The 16431-nt window shown below is 39.8% G+C and carries 16 protein-coding genes; 1 reads left to right on the forward strand and 15 read right to left on the reverse strand.

What is annotated here, in order from left to right; genetic code table 11:
* Positions 1-182 precede the first annotated feature (182 nt).
* Positions 183-1445, forward strand: coding sequence for a transcription termination factor Rho (rho, locus tag HMPREF3020_RS08005; RefSeq protein ID WP_005695393.1), 1263 nt, complete (start codon positions 183-185; stop codon positions 1443-1445).
* Between the two features lie 60 nt (positions 1446-1505).
* Here the strand turns inward: rho and rplS are convergent, their stop codons facing one another.
* From rplS to nqrF, 15 genes are all read right to left on the reverse strand, one after another.
* Positions 1506-1856, reverse strand: a complete 351-nt coding sequence (gene rplS / locus HMPREF3020_RS08010) for a 50S ribosomal protein L19 (RefSeq protein WP_005697898.1) — start codon at positions 1854-1856, stop codon at positions 1506-1508.
* A gap of 36 nt (positions 1857-1892) precedes the next feature.
* A complete protein-coding gene (gene trmD, locus HMPREF3020_RS08015; RefSeq protein ID WP_005634352.1) occupies positions 1893-2633 on the reverse strand; it encodes a tRNA (guanosine(37)-N1)-methyltransferase TrmD in 741 nt (246 codons plus the stop codon).
* A 37-nt stretch (positions 2634-2670) separates the two neighbouring features.
* Positions 2671-3198, reverse strand: a complete 528-nt coding sequence (gene rimM, locus HMPREF3020_RS08020) for a ribosome maturation factor RimM (protein ID WP_065244522.1) — start codon at positions 3196-3198, stop codon at positions 2671-2673.
* A 44-nt stretch (positions 3199-3242) separates the two neighbouring features.
* Positions 3243-3488 (reverse strand): 30S ribosomal protein S16, encoded by a 246-nt coding sequence (gene rpsP / locus HMPREF3020_RS08025; protein ID WP_005697005.1) that lies wholly within the window; start codon positions 3486-3488, stop codon positions 3243-3245.
* Between the two features lie 226 nt (positions 3489-3714).
* Positions 3715-5064 (reverse strand): NADP-specific glutamate dehydrogenase, encoded by a 1350-nt coding sequence (gene gdhA / locus HMPREF3020_RS08030; protein ID WP_070776136.1) that lies wholly within the window; start codon positions 5062-5064, stop codon positions 3715-3717.
* Between the two features lie 233 nt (positions 5065-5297).
* A complete protein-coding gene (gene hemB / locus HMPREF3020_RS08035; protein ID WP_049363661.1) occupies positions 5298-6320 on the reverse strand; it encodes a porphobilinogen synthase in 1023 nt (340 codons plus the stop codon).
* Between the two features lie 56 nt (positions 6321-6376).
* Positions 6377-7171 carry a twin-arginine translocase subunit TatC gene (tatC, locus tag HMPREF3020_RS08040; RefSeq protein ID WP_049372776.1) on the reverse strand — a complete coding sequence of 265 codons (795 nt, stop codon included), beginning with the start codon at positions 7169-7171 and terminating at the stop codon, positions 6377-6379.
* Positions 7172-7180: 9 nt separating this feature from the next.
* Entirely contained in the window at positions 7181-7786 is a 606-nt protein-coding gene (gene tatB, locus HMPREF3020_RS08045; protein WP_070776137.1) for a Sec-independent protein translocase protein TatB, read from the reverse strand.
* Positions 7787-7788: 2 nt separating this feature from the next.
* Positions 7789-8019, reverse strand: coding sequence for a twin-arginine translocase TatA/TatE family subunit (gene tatA, locus HMPREF3020_RS08050; RefSeq protein ID WP_005695386.1), 231 nt, complete (start codon positions 8017-8019; stop codon positions 7789-7791).
* A gap of 166 nt (positions 8020-8185) precedes the next feature.
* Entirely contained in the window at positions 8186-10105 is a 1920-nt protein-coding gene (locus tag HMPREF3020_RS08055; protein WP_070776138.1) for a BCCT family transporter, read from the reverse strand.
* A 64-nt stretch (positions 10106-10169) separates the two neighbouring features.
* Positions 10170-12197, reverse strand: a complete 2028-nt coding sequence (locus HMPREF3020_RS08060) for a BCCT family transporter (protein ID WP_070776139.1) — start codon at positions 12195-12197, stop codon at positions 10170-10172.
* A gap of 282 nt (positions 12198-12479) precedes the next feature.
* Positions 12480-13631, reverse strand: coding sequence for a tRNA 2-thiouridine(34) synthase MnmA (gene mnmA / locus HMPREF3020_RS08065; protein ID WP_070776140.1), 1152 nt, complete (start codon positions 13629-13631; stop codon positions 12480-12482).
* A 120-nt stretch (positions 13632-13751) separates the two neighbouring features.
* Positions 13752-14012, reverse strand: coding sequence for a (Na+)-NQR maturation NqrM (gene nqrM, locus HMPREF3020_RS08070; protein WP_070776141.1), 261 nt, complete (start codon positions 14010-14012; stop codon positions 13752-13754).
* Positions 14013-14014: 2 nt separating this feature from the next.
* Positions 14015-15055: an FAD:protein FMN transferase gene (locus HMPREF3020_RS08075; RefSeq protein ID WP_070776142.1), complete on the reverse strand. Its 1041-nt coding sequence runs from the start codon at positions 15053-15055 to the stop codon at positions 14015-14017.
* A gap of 132 nt (positions 15056-15187) precedes the next feature.
* Positions 15188-16423: an NADH:ubiquinone reductase (Na(+)-transporting) subunit F gene (nqrF, locus tag HMPREF3020_RS08080; RefSeq protein ID WP_049362635.1), complete on the reverse strand. Its 1236-nt coding sequence runs from the start codon at positions 16421-16423 to the stop codon at positions 15188-15190.
* Positions 16424-16431 lie beyond the last annotated feature (8 nt).

The raw sequence follows: 16431 nt of genomic DNA on the forward strand, positions 1-16431 counted from the left end.
CGCATAATTAATCGACATGCAATAATAATCTCTTCATAGTTTGCTATTTTACCCTGTTTTTTCTAACAAAAACTAGACAGTATTAAATTTTAGTGGTAATTTACGCACCATTCTTAAGGGCATTGCCCACCATTCAAACATTTCAGTATTATCAACTCTTATTCGTTCCAACATTATTAATTATGCATCTTACAGAACTTAAAAATACGCCTGTTTCTGATCTTGTGAAACTTGGCGAAGAACAAATGGGTTTGGAAAATCTTGCCCGTTTACGTAAACAAGATATTGTTTTTGCTATTTTGAAACAACACGCAAAGAGCGGTGAAGATATTTTTGGCGGCGGCGTGTTAGAGATTTTACCCGATGGTTTCGGTTTCTTACGCTCCGCAGACAGTTCCTACCTTGCTGGTCCTGATGACATCTACGTTTCTCCAAGTCAAATTCGTCGCTTCAATCTTCAAACTGGTGATAAAATTGAAGGCAAAATCCGTCCACCAAAAGAGGGCGAACGCTATTTTGCACTTTTAAAAGTCGACCAAGTCAACGATGACAAACCTGAAGTCTCTCGTAGCAAAATTCTTTTCGAAAACTTAACCCCATTACATGCGAATTCCCGTTTAAGAATGGAACGTGGTAATGGCTCAACCGAAGATTTAACCGCGCGTATTTTGGATTTAGCCTCTCCGATTGGTAAAGGTCAACGTGGTCTTATCGTGGCACCACCAAAAGCCGGTAAAACCATGTTGCTACAAAATATTGCACAAAGCATCACGCACAACTACCCAGAATGTGAACTTATTGTGCTTTTAATCGATGAGCGTCCAGAAGAAGTAACGGAAATGCAACGTTCAGTAAAAGGTGAAGTGATTGCTTCAACTTTTGATGAACCAGCCGCTCGTCACGTTCAAGTGGCTGAAATGGTTATCGAGAAAGCAAAACGTTCTGTTGAACACAAAAAAGATGTGGTGATTTTACTCGACTCTATCACGCGTTTAGCACGTGCTTACAATACCGTTACACCAGCGTCTGGTAAAATTCTTTCTGGTGGTGTGGATGCAAATGCGTTGCATAGACCAAAACGTTTCTTTGGTGCTGCACGTAACGTAGAAGAAGGTGGTAGTTTAACCATTATTGCAACTGCACTTGTAGATACCGGTTCAAAAATGGATGAGGTTATCTTTGAAGAATTTAAAGGTACCGGTAACATGGAATTACATCTTTCTCGCAAAATCGCTGAAAAACGTGTGTTCCCAGCAATCGACTTCAACCGTTCAGGTACGCGTAAAGAAGACTTACTTACCACACCAGATGAATTACAAAAAATGTGGATTCTTCGCAAAATCCTTAACCCAATGGGTGAAGTGGAAGCGATGGAATTCCTCATCGACAAACTTATGGTGGCGAAAACCAACGATGAGTTTTTTGAAATTATGAAGCGGTCTTAATTCTGACCGAACTTAAAAACAAAAAAGGCTTGGAAAACCAAGCCTTTTTTATTTTGCGAATTATTCGCCCAAACGCTCTTTAATACGAGCTGATTTACCTGAACGTTCACGTAAGTAGTAAAGTTTAGCTTTACGTACTGCACCTTTACGTTTAACAGCGATAGAATCTACAGCTGGAGAGTGAGTTTGGAATACACGCTCAACACCTACGCCGTTAGAAATTTTACGTAAAGTGAATGCTGAGTGCAAGCCACGGTTACGAATTGCAATAACCACGCCTTCGAATGCTTGCAAACGACGTTTGCTACCTTCAACTACCCATACTTTAACTTCTAAAGTATCACCTGGGCGGAAGCTAGGTACGTTTTGTTTTAATTGTTCTTGTTCAAGTTGTTTGATAATGTTAGACATTGTTTGATCCTTTATTGATCCTAGATGTAACTGAAACTAACTGTTATGTTCGGCTTGCGCCTCTTTTAACAGCTTACGTTGTTCGTCAGTCAGAGCTAGGCCTTCTAAGAGCTCAGGGCGTCGGAGCCACGTTCTTTGTAGCGATTGCTTTAATCGCCATTTCCGAATTTCTTCGTGATGTCCCGACATCAGCACTGGTGGTACAGTTAATCCTTCTAACACTTCCGGTCTGGTGTAATGCGGACAATCTAATAAACCATCAGCAAAAGAATCTTCTTCTGCAGAGGCTTGCTTGCCTAATACACCGGGAATAAAACGCGCAACAGCATCAATTAATGTCATTGCAGGCAATTCCCCACCGGTCAGAACGTAATCACCAATTGACCATTCTTCATCAATTTCAGTTTGAATCAATCGCTCATCAATACCTTCGTAACGTCCACATACCAAAATCAATTTCTGATTTTGAGCAAGCTCGGTTACGCCGCCTTGATCGAGTTTACGTCCTTGTGGCGAAAGGTAAATCACCTTTGCGCCTTCTCCTGCCGCTGCCTTTGCAGCATGAATCGCATCCCGTAAAGGTTGCACCATCATCAGCATTCCCGGACCACCACCATAAGGGCGGTCATCCACAGTTTTATGCTTATCGAATGTAAAATCTCTTGGATTCCAACATTCCACTTGCAGAAGATTATGTTTTACGGCTCTACCTGTAACCCCAAATTCCGTAATCGCTTTAAACATTTCGGGGAACAATGAAATTACCCCTATCCACATAAAAAGCCTACTACATTACGTTTGTGCATACTTGAGATTAGAAACCAGCGTCCCAATCCACTTCAATGGTTTTCGTGGTGAGATCGACTCTTTTAACTACTTGTTCATACAAAAACGGAATTAACCGCTCTTGTTTTCCAAAAGCATCCTTGGTATTGGCTTTCACCACTAACACATCATTAGAGCCAGTTTCCATCATCTCTGTTACCGTTCCCATTGTATAACCTTCTAGGTTGACGACTGAACAACCGATTAAATCGTGCCAGTAATAATCGCCCTCTTCCAGTTCAGGGAAAACAGATAAATCCACACCAATTTCAACATTTGCTAAAATTTGTGCGGCTTCACGATCATCAACGCCTTTTAATTTAACGATGATTTCGTGATTATGATGGCGCCAGTTTTCTAATTCAGTTGGCTGCCATTCACCTTTGATTTTTAAAAACCAAGGTTGATAATCAAAAATGCTTTCAGCTTGTTCTGTTGATGAATAAATACGTAACCACCCACGAATACCGTAGGTTGAGCCTAATTTGCCCACAACTTCAATGCGTTGTTGTTCCATATTTTTCACCTATCTTAGTTTAAGAACTAAATCAAAAAGCGAGATTATGCTTTTTGAGCTTCTTTTACCAAAGTTGCAACACGGTCTGAAAGTGATGCACCTTGAGCAACCCAGTGGTTTACACGCTCAAGATCAACACGAAGACGTTCTGCGTTACCTTGTGCGATTGGGTTGAAGAAACCTACACGCTCAATGAAACGACCGTCACGTGGTGAACGACTGTCAGCTACTACGATTTGATAAAATGGGCGTTTTTTAGCTCCGCCACGAGATAAACGAATGGTTACCATAACCTTCCTCTAAATGTTTAATTACTAAAAGAATATTCTCAAACTCGAAAGTGATTTAAGAATATAGCTTACTTTTTTCTCTGTATATATAGACAAAAAGCCTGAAGATTTTACACTTTTTGAGCAAAAAAGCAAGCCAATAGCCTATTTCTACTTGAGAAATTCACCATAAAAAATGACCGCACTTCATCACAAAGTGCGGTCAATTTTTCATTAATTTATTGGATTAATAAACCCCTTGAGCCAACATTGCATCGGCTACTTTTACAAAGCCTGCTACGTTTGCGCCAACTACGTAGTTAATGTTTGCTTGGCCTTCTGCTGAACCGTATTTTTTACAGTTTGCATGAATATCTAACATGATACGATGAAGCTGTTTATCCACTTCTTCAGCCGTCCAGTATAAACGTTGTGAACTTTGCGCCATCTCTAAGCCTGATGTCGCAACACCACCTGCATTAGCTGCTTTACCTGGGCCAAATAATACACCAGCCTCTAAGAATGCTCCTGTCGCTTCGATAGTGGTTGGCATGTTTGCACCTTCTGCGACTAATTTCACTCCATTTGAGATTAAGGCTTTCGCATCTGAAATCTCTAATTCATTTTGGGTTGCGCAAGGAAGTGCAATATCTGCTTTCACTTCCCAAGGACGTTTGCCTGCAAAATATTGAAGACCGAATTGTTTTGCAAACTCTTCTACTCGACCACGTTTTACATTTTTGAGCTCTAATAAAGCTTCTAATTTTTCACGATCGAATCCTTCAGGTAAATACACATAACCCGCAGAGTCAGAACAGGTTACGACTTTCGCACCGAGCGCCATCGCTTTTTCAATCGCATATTGCGCCACGTTACCCGAACCGGAAACTAAAACCGTTTTACCTTGGAAGCTATCCCCTTTCTCTGCAAGCATTGCTTGGGCAAAATAAACCAATCCATACCCCGTTGCTTCTGGACGAATTAAACTTCCACCGAATGAAAGACCACGACCAGTAAACACGCAAGCAGCTTGGTTTGATAATTTTTTCATATAGCCTGCAAGATAGCCTACTTCACGACCACCTACACCAATATCACCGGCGGGCACATCGGTATCTGGGCCAACATGACGATACAATTCAGCCATTAACGCTTGGCAGAAACGCATCACTTCAGCATCTGATTTTCCTTTAGGATCAAAATCTGAGCCGCCTTTCGCACCGCCCATTGGCAATGTGGTTAAGGCATTTTTAAAGATCTGTTCAAAACCTAAGAATTTTAAGATTGATAAGTTAACGGATGGATGGAAACGCATGCCACCTTTAAAAGGACCAATTGCACTGTTGAATTGCACACGGAAAGCACGGTTTACTTGAACTTGGCCTTTATCATCAGTCCATGCCACACGGAATTGGATTGCGCGCTCTGGCTCAACTAAACGCTCTAATAAAGCTTCTGAACGGTATTTAGGGTTTGCTTCCAAGAAAGGCCAGATTGACGTGAAGACTTCACGAACGGCTTGTAAAAATTCAGGTTGGTGGCCGTCACGTTGAGCCACTTTTTCAAGAAATGCGTCTAATGATGCTACTGCTGACATAGGATTTTCCTTCTAGTAGTGAGTTAATATGATGTGTGTAACGTTATTTTATTTATCACCGTCTTGTTGCGGCGTGTCATCAATATAACAATAGAAAAATCAACTAGGCAATAGTTTTTTTATAGAAAAAATGAAGAAAAAATAAAAAACGAGAAAACATTTAATATTTTCTCGTTTTTATTAGACGGCATCTAAAATTAGCACCTGGATTAGCACTTCAAGTTAAAAAGTGCTTATTTATTTTTACCTTCTAAGTAAAGCCATTCAGCGACTTGCTTCGCAAAATACGTCAAAATACCGTCTGCACCCGCACGTTTAAAGCAAAGCAATGATTCCATAATGCATTCTTTTTCTTTCAACCAACCATTTTGAATGGCTGCCATATGCATCGCATATTCACCAGAAACTTGATAAGCAAAGGTTGGCACGCCGAAATAGTCTTTCACACGATATACCATGTCTAAATATGGCATACCTGGTTTTACCATCACCATATCTGCCCCTTCTTGTAAATCAAGAGCCACTTCTTGCAAGCCTTCATTACCGTTGGCTGGATCAAGTTGATAGGTTTTCTTGTCACCACCTTTCAGGTTACCAGCAGAACCGACTGCATCACGGAATGGACCATAATAATTAGACGCATATTTTGCAGAATACGCCATAATTTGCGTATTGATATGACCATTTTCTTCCAATGCCTGACGAATACGACCAATACGTCCATCCATCATATCACTCGGTGCAACAATATCAGCACCAGCTTCAGCGTGTGAAACAGCCTGTTTAATCAGGATATCTGTTGTAATATCGTTTAATACATAGCCTTCTTCATCAATGATCCCGTCTTGCCCGTGTAGTGTATAAGGATCGAGTGCGACATCGGTTAATACACCTAATTCTGGATAAGCGGCTTTCAATGCTCTCACTGCACGCTGTACCAAACCATTCGGATTAAACGCTTCATCTGCCATTAACGATTTTTTATCTTGCTCAACCACAGGGAATAATGAAATCACAGGCACACCGTATTTCACTAAAAGGCCTGCTTCAATTAATAATTGATCGATCGTTAAACGTTCAACTTTAGGCATAGAAGGGACTGGTTCACGATGATTTTCACCTTCAATGATAAATACTGGATAAATTAAATCATTCGCGGTTAAAGTATTTTCTGCCACTAAACGGCGACTAAAATCATGTTTACGTAAACGACGAAGACGACGGGTTGGAAAACCGCCTAAAATTTGTTGAGTCATAATAATATTTCCTGTTTTTATGATGTTAAAAGGGCGTATCACCTACGCCCATTTTCTTAATCTTTGTGATTCAAATCACCCTGATTTTCTACCGCACTTTCCTCATCAGTTGCCTCTTCTTCATCCTCTTTCGGTTGATAGAAACGAGCAACTAACAAGCCTAATTCAAAGAGAAGACACATTGGTACAGCAAGTAAAGTTTGAGAGAACACGTCTGGTGGCGTTAAGATCATGCCAACAAAGAATGCTCCCACAATAATATAAGGGCGTTTTGCCGCCAATGCTTTCGTGGTTGTGACACCTGTCCAGCAAAGCAAAATAATGGCAACGGGTACTTCAAAGCACACACCGAAAGCCAAGAATAATGCTAGCGCAAAATCAAGGTAACTGCTGATATCTGTTGCGATAGCTACCCCTTCTGGTGCAGTTTGCGTAAAGAAACTAAACACGAAAGGGAAAACAACATAATAAGCAAACGCTACACCGCAATAGAATAAAACTGTACTGGAAAATAATAACGGATAAATTAAACGTTTTTCATGTTGATACAGTGCTGGTGCAACAAATGCCCAAATTTGATAAAGCAAATAAGGTACAGAAATAAACACCGAAACAATCGCGGTTAATTTAATTGGCGTAAAGAAAGGCGTTTGGATATTGGTTGCAATCATCGTTGCACCTTTTGGCATCACCGCTGTTAAAGGTGCGGCGACAAAATGATAAATATCATTAGAAAAATAAACCAACGCCACAAAAACCACTAAAATACAAATTACACAACGTAATAAGCGGTTTCTGAGTTCAACAAGATGGGTAATTAACGGTTGGGAATCGTCCGTCATATTGCTCATAATTATTCTCTAGGACTTCGCTTCAGATTTCGGTGCTGGCTGTAGCTCCACATCATCCGGCGAATAGTAATCGGATAAACGCTCAGTTAATTCAGCTTGTTCATGAGGTTCAAGTGCGGTCAAATCCACTTCTGTTTTTTCAGATTCCAAAACTTCGGCAGTTTCATTCTCTGCATGTTCTGTGGATGCTGTTTCAACCGGTTTCTCCGCTGTTTCTTGTACGCTTACCTCAAGTTTTTCCGCAGAATCAGGCGGATTTTCAGCCACACTTTTAATTTCTTTAATTTGCTCTTCTACCGTTGTACCTGCTGCAGCTGCTTTTTCTTCTAACTCTACGCGCATTTTTTGAGCTTGCTCTTTCAGCTCTTCAACGGTTTTACTTAAATCTGGGGAAAGCTGTTTGAGATTAAGTTGTTCCGCTTTCTTAATACTATCTTGCAACTCTTGCAATTTAAGCTCTTGTTTTAATTCATTTTGAACATTAGCTGCCAATCCACGGATCGTTTTCACCCAGCCCATTACCGTGCGAATAGCCACAGGTAAACGCTTAGGGCCTAGCACTACTAAGCCCACAAGCATCAATAAAACAAGTTCGGAAAAACCAATATCAAACACGGTTATGCCTGTTCTTTATCTTTTACAGTTTCAGTTTTTTCAGCGGTGGTTGTACCGTCTTTAATTTGAGTAAACTCCGCATCTTTTTTCGGCTCGTCATCAGACATCGCTTTTTTAAAGCCTTTTACTGCTGCGCCAAGATCAGATCCCGCATTGCGTAATTTTTTGGTACCGAATACTAATAAAATTACGACTAATAAAATAATCATTTGTGCTGGGGATAAACCAAACATAGAAAAACTCCGTTAGAATTAAATTGAAAATTTGGGCTTGAATATACTCTTTTTATGCATTTGTCTCAAGAGGTAATTTTAAAAGTGCGGTCAAAAAAATTAGAGGATTTTCAACCACACTTTAGTCTTATTATTCAGCCAGTTCTGTTTGCTCATGAGACAGGAATTATGAAATAACAAAATCCAGTTCTTTCATGTATCGCTCATAACATTGCAAGATGTCCACGATCAAATCCTCTTCATTTGTAATACTCAAAGGATAACCTTCCAATTGAATATTGGTTGAAACCATTAATGCATGATGAACTTGTGCAGTTTCAGGCTCAGGCTTCTCGAACAAGGTAATTTGGTAAAAAAAATCTTCTGCTAAACCATTTTCAATAGAAAGAACCAGTTGATTATTATCACGAACAAAATGTTGCTGTAAGGTCACATTTAAACCATAGGTACCAATGAGTAACTGGCGCAACTCTCTCATTGCCAAAAGCGCCGTTGTTTTTAAATGTAAAATGGCATCATCTCGCTTAGGTTCAATCACTAACTGTCTTAAACGGCTACGCCAGTTTGCACCTGTCCACAAATCTGAAACCTCTGTGGAATAATATTGACGTTCAAATCGTAAACCTTTCAACAAACTCCATGCCATCACAGACATCAATAGAGCAAAAGGTAAAGAGAAAAACAACATCGTTGATTGGAGTATTTCAATACCACCAAAAAGATAAAGCACAAACGTAACTGCTGACAATAGCCCACCCCAGAACATAGATTGCCAACGAGGTGAAACCTGGCTTTTGTCTTCAATCGCAATATTATTAAGCGTATAAATACCAAAGTTAATGGTGACGATAAAAAAGAGTGTGATAATAAATAAAGCTAACGTTTTAGTTAAGCCGGAATAGGGTAAATAACTCAGAAAATCAAAAAGGAGTGACCCCACATTATTTACAGCTTGACCTAATGCCCCCTTAGCAAGATGTTCATTGACCCAAATGGCCCCATTTCCAAATACTGTGAACCATAAAACAAAGAATAAACTTGGCACCATCAATACGCCGAAAATAAACTCCCGTAAAGTTCGTCCGCGAGAAATCCGTGCGATAAAAATTCCAAACCCTGGAGCCCATGAAAACCACCATGCCCAGTAAAAAACTGTCCAATCCATAAACCAGTCTAGATGTTCTACATCATAGGCATAAGCCTTGAAGCCTACTCTAATTAAACCGCTTAAGTAGGTACCAATATTTTCTGTAAACGCAGAAATTAAATATATTGTCGGACCGAATAACAAAACCAGTAGCATAAAGAGAAATGTGACGCCTAGATTAAGCTCACTAAGAATGCGGAATCCGTTAGCTATGCCCTGCAGTGAAATTAAAATAGCAATGATAAAAACACTCACCAAAATAAGGGGAACCAAATACGGTGAGTTATCCAATAAATGCATGGAATGGAACGCTGCAGCTAATCGAATTGCACTGTAACCTAAAGTTGCGACCACGCCAAATAAGGTAGTGCAAATTCCGAGAATATCAATGATATCCCCGACTCTTCCATTAATCTTTTCTTTCAGTAAGGGATAAAAACAAGAACGTAAAGAAAATGGCAATTTATAGCGAAATCCGAAGTAAGCAATCGTAAGTGCGATCAATCCATAAATAGCCCAAGCACTGATGCTCCAATGAAAAATACTAAAAAATAATGCCGTTTTAACTTTCTCATATTCACCTATTGGTGAAAGAAAGTGTGAAAGCGGTTCAGCGACACCAAGAAAAACAATGCCAATACCAATTCCAGAGGTAAAGAGTAATGCAATCCAAGAGCCTAATTTAAACTCTGGTTCTTCCTCATCACTCCCGAGTTTAATATCGCCATATCGTCCTAATGCCAAGAAGAGTAAAAAGAATAGAAAAAATGCACTCAGTAAAATATAAAACCAGCTAAATTGAGAGAAAATAAATGCTTTCGCCGCAGCAAGATAAGATATCGTTTGCTGCGTATCAAATAAAAGGGCTGCAATAATCGCTAAGCTTAAACCTAAACTGCCCCAAATAACATTTGCTTTGAACGTATTTTGTATCTTCATATTTGTTTTAAGATAAAAAGTGCGGTTAAAAATTTAGAGGATTTTCAACCGCACTTTAGTCTTATTATTCAGCCAGTTCAGTTTGCTCGTGTGCCATCAATTCTTGGCCAACGTCATCTAGCAAACTTAAGTAACGTTCATAATGTTTCAACATATCAGCAATTAATTCATCTTGATCCATATATTGCACATCATAACCCACTCGACCATCAAAGAAGTAAGTGTATGGTTCATAAGTCATACTATGCTGGATATGTGGCAAGTTATCGTCATTAATTAATTGCTCTGACACCTCACGACCGATAGATTTCACCCCATACATAAAGTCTCGCATCAAATCTTTCTGAATGACTAACTCGACTGCAGGTTCATCTTGATCAAATAACGTGTTAATTTGTACGCTTAAGTCATATTTGCCAATCAACTCTTGACGTAATTCACGCATAGCTGGTAGAACCGTATGTTTAAGGAAACGTAAAATATCTTTTTCTTGCGTTTGGTTCATCATTTGTTCCAAACGTTCTTTCCATTTATCCCCCGTCCAGAAAATACTGGTTGGATTAACTTTGGTATCAAAATATTTTTTATCCGCACTCAAGCCTTTCCATAAACTAAAGCACATCAGCAACATCAACATCGCAAAAGGTAATGCTACCAACAAAGTCATGGCCTGCAGGTTTGCCAAACCACCCGATTGCATTAAAACAATCGCGACGACTGACATTAATACACCCCACATTACGGCCTGCCAACGAGGTGCTACAAGGCTTTTATCGCGTGATGCAATGTTATTTAATACATAAATACCAGAGTCTGCCGAGGTGATAAAGAATAAAGAAATCACCACCAAACTCACTAAACCGGTCACACTAGAAAGCGGTAAATAATCTAAGAATTTAAAGAGCAACGTTTCAGGCGAGGAAATCATTTGTCCTAACGTACCTGCAGCTTCCCCATCATTCAACCAAATGGCCGTATTACCAAATACGGTAAACCACAAGATGCCGAACATGCTAGGAATCACCAACACACCGAAAATAAATTCGCGAATGGTGCGTCCTTTCGAGATACGCGCAATAAATAAACCTACAAATGGCGCCCAAGAACACCACCATGCCCAATACAGAATGGTCCAACCGCTAAACCAGCCAGTATGTTCTTGTTCATAAACATAGGTTTTGAAGCTTAATTGTACTAAGTTGCTGAGATAAGTTCCGATGTTGTCGCTGAACGCTGATAACAAATAAAGTGTTGGCCCCGCCACTAATACGAAAATCAACAAACAGAAAGCTAATGTTAAATTCAGCTCACTTAAGATTTTTACCCCTTTCCCTACGCCAGAAATCGCGGAAAATATGGCTAAACTCATCACCACAGTAATCACGACAATTTGCAAGCTGAAGCTATTTTCACTAATCCAGCCTAATTGATGTAAGCCTGCCCCCAATTGAGAAGCACCGAAACCTAACGTTGTAATAATACCGAATAAGGTGGCAAGTAACGCCATAATGTCGATAAGATCGCCTAACTTGCCATTAATACGCTCTTTCAATAATGGATAAAAACAAGAGCGTAACGCCAAAGGTAATTTGTAACGGAATCCAAAGTAAGCCAATGCCAACGCAATCGTGCCATACACTGCCCAGGCATGAATTCCCCAGTGGAATACGGTGTGTAACAAGGCTTCTTGTTGCTTATGCTCTGCACTGCCTGTAGTAATATCAGATAAGTAATGTGTTAAGGGCTCTGCCACACCAAAGAACATCAACCCCACCCCCATACCGGCGGCAAATAACATCGCTAACCAAGACAGAAAACCGAATTCAGGCTCTTCTTCATCATTGCCTAATTTGATATTACCTAGGCTACTGACTGATAAAATGACTAAAAAGCCCAAAAACACTGAGAATGCTAATACGTAAAACCAACTAAAATTGGCAAAAATGCCCGATTTGGCGGCATTTAATAAAGTTTGCGTTTGTTCAGGTGCGATTAAAATCATCGCGACAAGTAACACCACAAAAAATAACGTTGCACCAATCACTAAAGGATTGAACGACGTTTGCTTTTCCATAAATTTAGATAAAGACAACGCTTTCCCCTTAAAAATTAAGTGAATAAAAATAAAATCAGATTAAATAAAACAAGGCCTTAAGCCCTAAATGGTGCGATGGAACCATCGCAAATGATAGCACGGAGAAGTGCGATTTTGAAGGAAACGCTCAGTAGGATTTGAGTGGATTGTTTCCAGATACGAAATATATATTATCAAAATATCAATATTTTTTCAAATTGACGAAAATTGAAATGCGATAGAAGAAAAAGTGCGGTCAGAAAATCTCTAAATTTCTGACCGCACTTTATTGAATATTGACTAAATTCGTTCTTCGATAATGCCGCCACCTAAGCAGACTTCATCTAGGTAAAACACGGCTGATTGACCTGGAGTGACCGCGGCTTGTGGTTCGTCAAAAATCACTCGAATGCAATCGTCATCAATCGGCTCTACCAAACAAGCAATATCCGTTTGGCGATAACGAGTTTTTACCGTACAACGGAACGCTTCACGCACAGGTTCGCGACTCACCCAATGTAGCTGTTTGGCAATTAAGCCTTTGGAGAACAAACGTGGATGATCATGTCCTTGTGCAACAATCAACTCATTGTTTTCGACATCTTTATCCACCACATACCAGGCTTCATCACCGGCATTTTTTAATCCACCAATACCCAGCCCTTTACGCTGTCCGAGTGTGTGATACATCAAGCCTTCATGGCGACCAATAATCTCGCCATCTACGGTACGGATATCGCCCGGTTGTGCAGGCAAATAACGCGCTAAGAAATCCTTAAACTTACGCTCACCGATAAAACAAATTCCCGTAGAGTCTTTTTTCTTCGCGGTAATTAAACCTAAATCTTCCGCAATAGCACGCACAATCGGCTTTTCAATTTCGCCTACAGGGAAAAGGCTCTGCCCTACCTGATTTTTACTCAAGGTATAAAGGAAATAGCTCTGGTCTTTGTTGCTATCTAAACCACGCAATAATTCAGCCTGATCATCGGCCCCACGACGACGCACATAATGGCCGGTAGCAATATAATTAGCACCTAAATCTTCAGCTGCATATTCCAAGAAAGCTTTAAATTTAATTTCTTTATTGCACAAAATATCCGGGTTTGGCGTACGACCGGCTTTGTATTCTGTTAAGAAATGTTCAAACACGTTATCCCAATATTCCGCAGCAAAATTAATTTTATGCAGCTTAATACCTAGCTTGTCACATACCGCCTGTGCATCAGCAAGATCCGCTGCAGCTGTACAATAATCGGTATCGTCATCTTCTTCCCAGTTTTTCATAAATAGGCCTTCCACTTGGTAGCCTTGCTGTTGAAGAATAAACGCAGAAACGGAGGAGTCTACCCCACCAGACATACCACAAATGACTTTTTTAGTGGCATTTTCGGCAAGTTGTTCTGCACTCAAGGGTGCGAAATGTTGATTATAAGTATTTGAAGTTAACATAAGTCTCCCGTAACTTCGGTTAAGGCGAAGCACATTGGTGATAATGATTGAAACATAGCGGAATGACTTCCGCCCCATAAATTAAGGTTATTGCACAAAGTGCGGTTGATTTTGAGTGAATTATTTCACTTCATAAAATTGCGAATCATCGTCTTTCTTCGCAAATTTTTGTTCGTATTCAGCTTTGGCAGTTTCATCGCCAGCATCTAATTTTTCTTGTAAAGTGTCGCAAGGTTTATCGCAGTCACAGGCTTTCGCAATACCGAGTGATGAAAGTCCGCCACAGCTGCCCTTTAAGCTTTGTTTTTTAAAGATAAAGCCTACAGACATTAATACAATAATTGCCACAAAAGCGATTAGGGTAAAAAATAAAGTTTGCATAATTATTCCTTATTTACGAGTAACTTTTGGAAGGCTGAAGACATTTTTGTTTCAAAGCCTTGTTCCGTTTTCATAATTAAATAAACCGGAATATTTTCTTTCTCAGCCACTTCCAATGCTTTATCTTCACCAAGTACAAATAGGCCTGTAGATAAGCCATCAGCAGTCATTGAGCTTGGTGCAAGCACGGTAATTGAGGCTAAATGATGCTGAATTGGATAGCCGGTTTTCGGGTCAATTTCATGAGCAAAGCGTTGACCGTTTTCCTCAAAATAAATACGGTAATCGCCTGAGGTCGCCATCGCCATATTATTTAAACCAATTACTTCTTGAACTGATCTTTCACCCGTATTATTCGGTTTTTCAATAGCGATTTGCCACGCTTTATTTTCGGCATTTTTACCTTTTGCACGGATTTCTCCGCCAATTTCCACCATATAGTTTTGTACGTGATTTTGCTCTAAGACATCCGCGACTTGATCCACACCAAAACCTTTAGCAATGGATGATAAATCAATATAAACCTGTGGCACGGCTTTACTTAAAGTTGGGATTTTACCGCTCATATCAAGGTGAATTTTATCAATTCCCACCCAACTTTGACGTTCAGCAAGTTGCTCTGGGGTTGGCTTACGTTCTGGGCGTTTTTCTGGCCCAAAGCCCCACAAATTTACTACTGGCCCTACTGTCACATCCAATGAACCCTCAGTAACCTGATTTAAACGGATCGCTTCTTGTAATACTTTGGCAAAGTCCGCAGAGATTTCAATTGGCGTATTCACTTGTGTATTTTGATTAAAACGGCTCAATTCGGAATCTTTAATGTAAGTGGACATTTTCTGATTCACGTCTTTTAAAACCACTTCAATCTGCTCATGTGTTTTTTCAGCATTTTCTTTAACTGAACCGTCATCAATGTAGCGGATATGGTAAGTGGTTCCCATGGTTTTACCGCTAAGTGAAATAATTTCCGGATCTTTTTTACAAGCACTTAATGAACAAGCCAAGGCAATTGCAATCAATCCGCTTAATATTTTTTTCATCTATTCCTTCCTAAATATATGAATTACAGGCAAACCGACTCTTCCATCAGCTTGCCTGTAATCCATCTTAAATATTGACCGCACTTCATCACAAAGTGCGGTCAGTTTTCATGATGTTTTGATTAACTAAAATCAACCACCGAAGTCATCTAATAAGATGTTTTCATCTTCAACACCGAGGTCTTTCAACATTTTGATTACCGCAGCGTTCATCACCGGAGGTCCACACATGTAGTATTCACAATCTTCTGGTGCTTCATGATTTTTCAAGTAGTTTTCATAAAGTACGTTGTGAATAAAGCCAGTGTAACCTGTCCAGTTATCTTCTGGTAACGGATCAGATAATGCCACGTGCCATGTAAAGTTCGGATTTTCGGCTTGAAGCTGATCAAAATCTTCTACATAGAACATTTCACGTTTAGAGCGTGCACCATACCAGAATGACATTTTACGTTTAGAGTGTAAACGTTTTAATTGGTCAAAGATATGAGAACGCATTGGTGCCATACCTGCACCACCACCGATGAATACCATCTCATTATCGGTTTCTTTCGCGAAGAATTCACCGAATGGACCAGAAATTGTCACTTTATCACCTGGTTTTAATGACCAAATGTAAGAAGACATTTGACCTGGAGGCGCATCAGGTTGACGTGGTGGAGGCGTTGCAATACGCACGTTAAGCATAATGATGCCTTTCTCTTCTGGATATGAAGCCATTGAGTAAGCACGGATAATATGCTCATCCACTTTAGACACATAACGCCATAAATCGTATTTGTCCCAATCTTCGTGGTATTCTTCTGGAATATCAAAATCTTTATAGTAAACCGTATGTGGATCAGCTTCGATTTGGATATAACCACCCGCACGGAAAGGTACTTCTTCGCCTTCAGGAATCGCTAATTTAAGCTCTTTGATGAAGGTTGCTTTGTTATCGTTAGAAATAACTGTACATTCCCATTTTTTCACACCGAAAATTTCTTCTGGAAGTTCAACGTCCATATTGCCTTTTACATTAACTTGGCAAGCTAAACGATAGCCTTCTTTTGCTTCACGTTTATTAATATGAGAAAGTTCAGTTGGGAGAATTTCACCACCGCCACTTTTCACTTTCACAATACATTGGCCACAAGAGCCACCGCCACCACAAGCAGAAGAAACGAAGATACCTTTACTTGCTAACGCACCAAGTAATTTACCGCCAGCAGGTAAAGTGATCGCTTTTTCAGGATCGTCATTAATAGAAATGGTGATATCACCAGAATCCACTAATTTTGATTTAGCGAATAAAATAATCGCAACGAGCACTAAAAGGATAACCGTAAATGCCGCAACACCTAATAATAAAATTGAAGATTCGCTCATTTATGCCT

Source organism: Haemophilus sp. HMSC068C11, from assembly GCF_001815355.1.
GTDB lineage: Bacteria > Pseudomonadota > Gammaproteobacteria > Enterobacterales > Pasteurellaceae > Haemophilus_D.

What these genes read in the sequence shown, in the direction of transcription:
- rho (WP_005695393.1), top strand. Translation starts at nt 183, where the DNA reads ATGCATCTTACAGAACTTAAAAATACGCCTGTTTCTGATCTTGTGAAA.
- rplS (WP_005697898.1), bottom strand. Translation starts at nt 1,856, where the DNA reads ATGTCTAACATTATCAAACAACTTGAACAAGAACAATTAAAACAAAAC.
- trmD (WP_005634352.1), bottom strand. Translation starts at nt 2,633, where the DNA reads ATGTGGATAGGGGTAATTTCATTGTTCCCCGAAATGTTTAAAGCGATT.
- rimM (WP_065244522.1), bottom strand. Translation starts at nt 3,198, where the DNA reads ATGGAACAACAACGCATTGAAGTTGTGGGCAAATTAGGCTCAACCTAC.
- rpsP (WP_005697005.1), bottom strand. Translation starts at nt 3,488, where the DNA reads ATGGTAACCATTCGTTTATCTCGTGGCGGAGCTAAAAAACGCCCATTT.
- gdhA (WP_070776136.1), bottom strand. Translation starts at nt 5,064, where the DNA reads ATGTCAGCAGTAGCATCATTAGACGCATTTCTTGAAAAAGTGGCTCAA.
- hemB (WP_049363661.1), bottom strand. Translation starts at nt 6,320, where the DNA reads ATGACTCAACAAATTTTAGGCGGTTTTCCAACCCGTCGTCTTCGTCGT.
- tatC (WP_049372776.1), bottom strand. Translation starts at nt 7,171, where the DNA reads ATGAGCAATATGACGGACGATTCCCAACCGTTAATTACCCATCTTGTT.
- tatA (WP_005695386.1), bottom strand. Translation starts at nt 8,019, where the DNA reads ATGTTTGGTTTATCCCCAGCACAAATGATTATTTTATTAGTCGTAATT.
- HMPREF3020_RS08055 (WP_070776138.1), bottom strand. Translation starts at nt 10,105, where the DNA reads ATGAAGATACAAAATACGTTCAAAGCAAATGTTATTTGGGGCAGTTTA.
- mnmA (WP_070776140.1), bottom strand. Translation starts at nt 13,631, where the DNA reads ATGTTAACTTCAAATACTTATAATCAACATTTCGCACCCTTGAGTGCA.
- nqrM (WP_070776141.1), bottom strand. Translation starts at nt 14,012, where the DNA reads ATGCAAACTTTATTTTTTACCCTAATCGCTTTTGTGGCAATTATTGTA.
- HMPREF3020_RS08075 (WP_070776142.1), bottom strand. Translation starts at nt 15,055, where the DNA reads ATGAAAAAAATATTAAGCGGATTGATTGCAATTGCCTTGGCTTGTTCA.
- nqrF (WP_049362635.1), bottom strand. Translation starts at nt 16,423, where the DNA reads ATGAGCGAATCTTCAATTTTATTATTAGGTGTTGCGGCATTTACGGTT.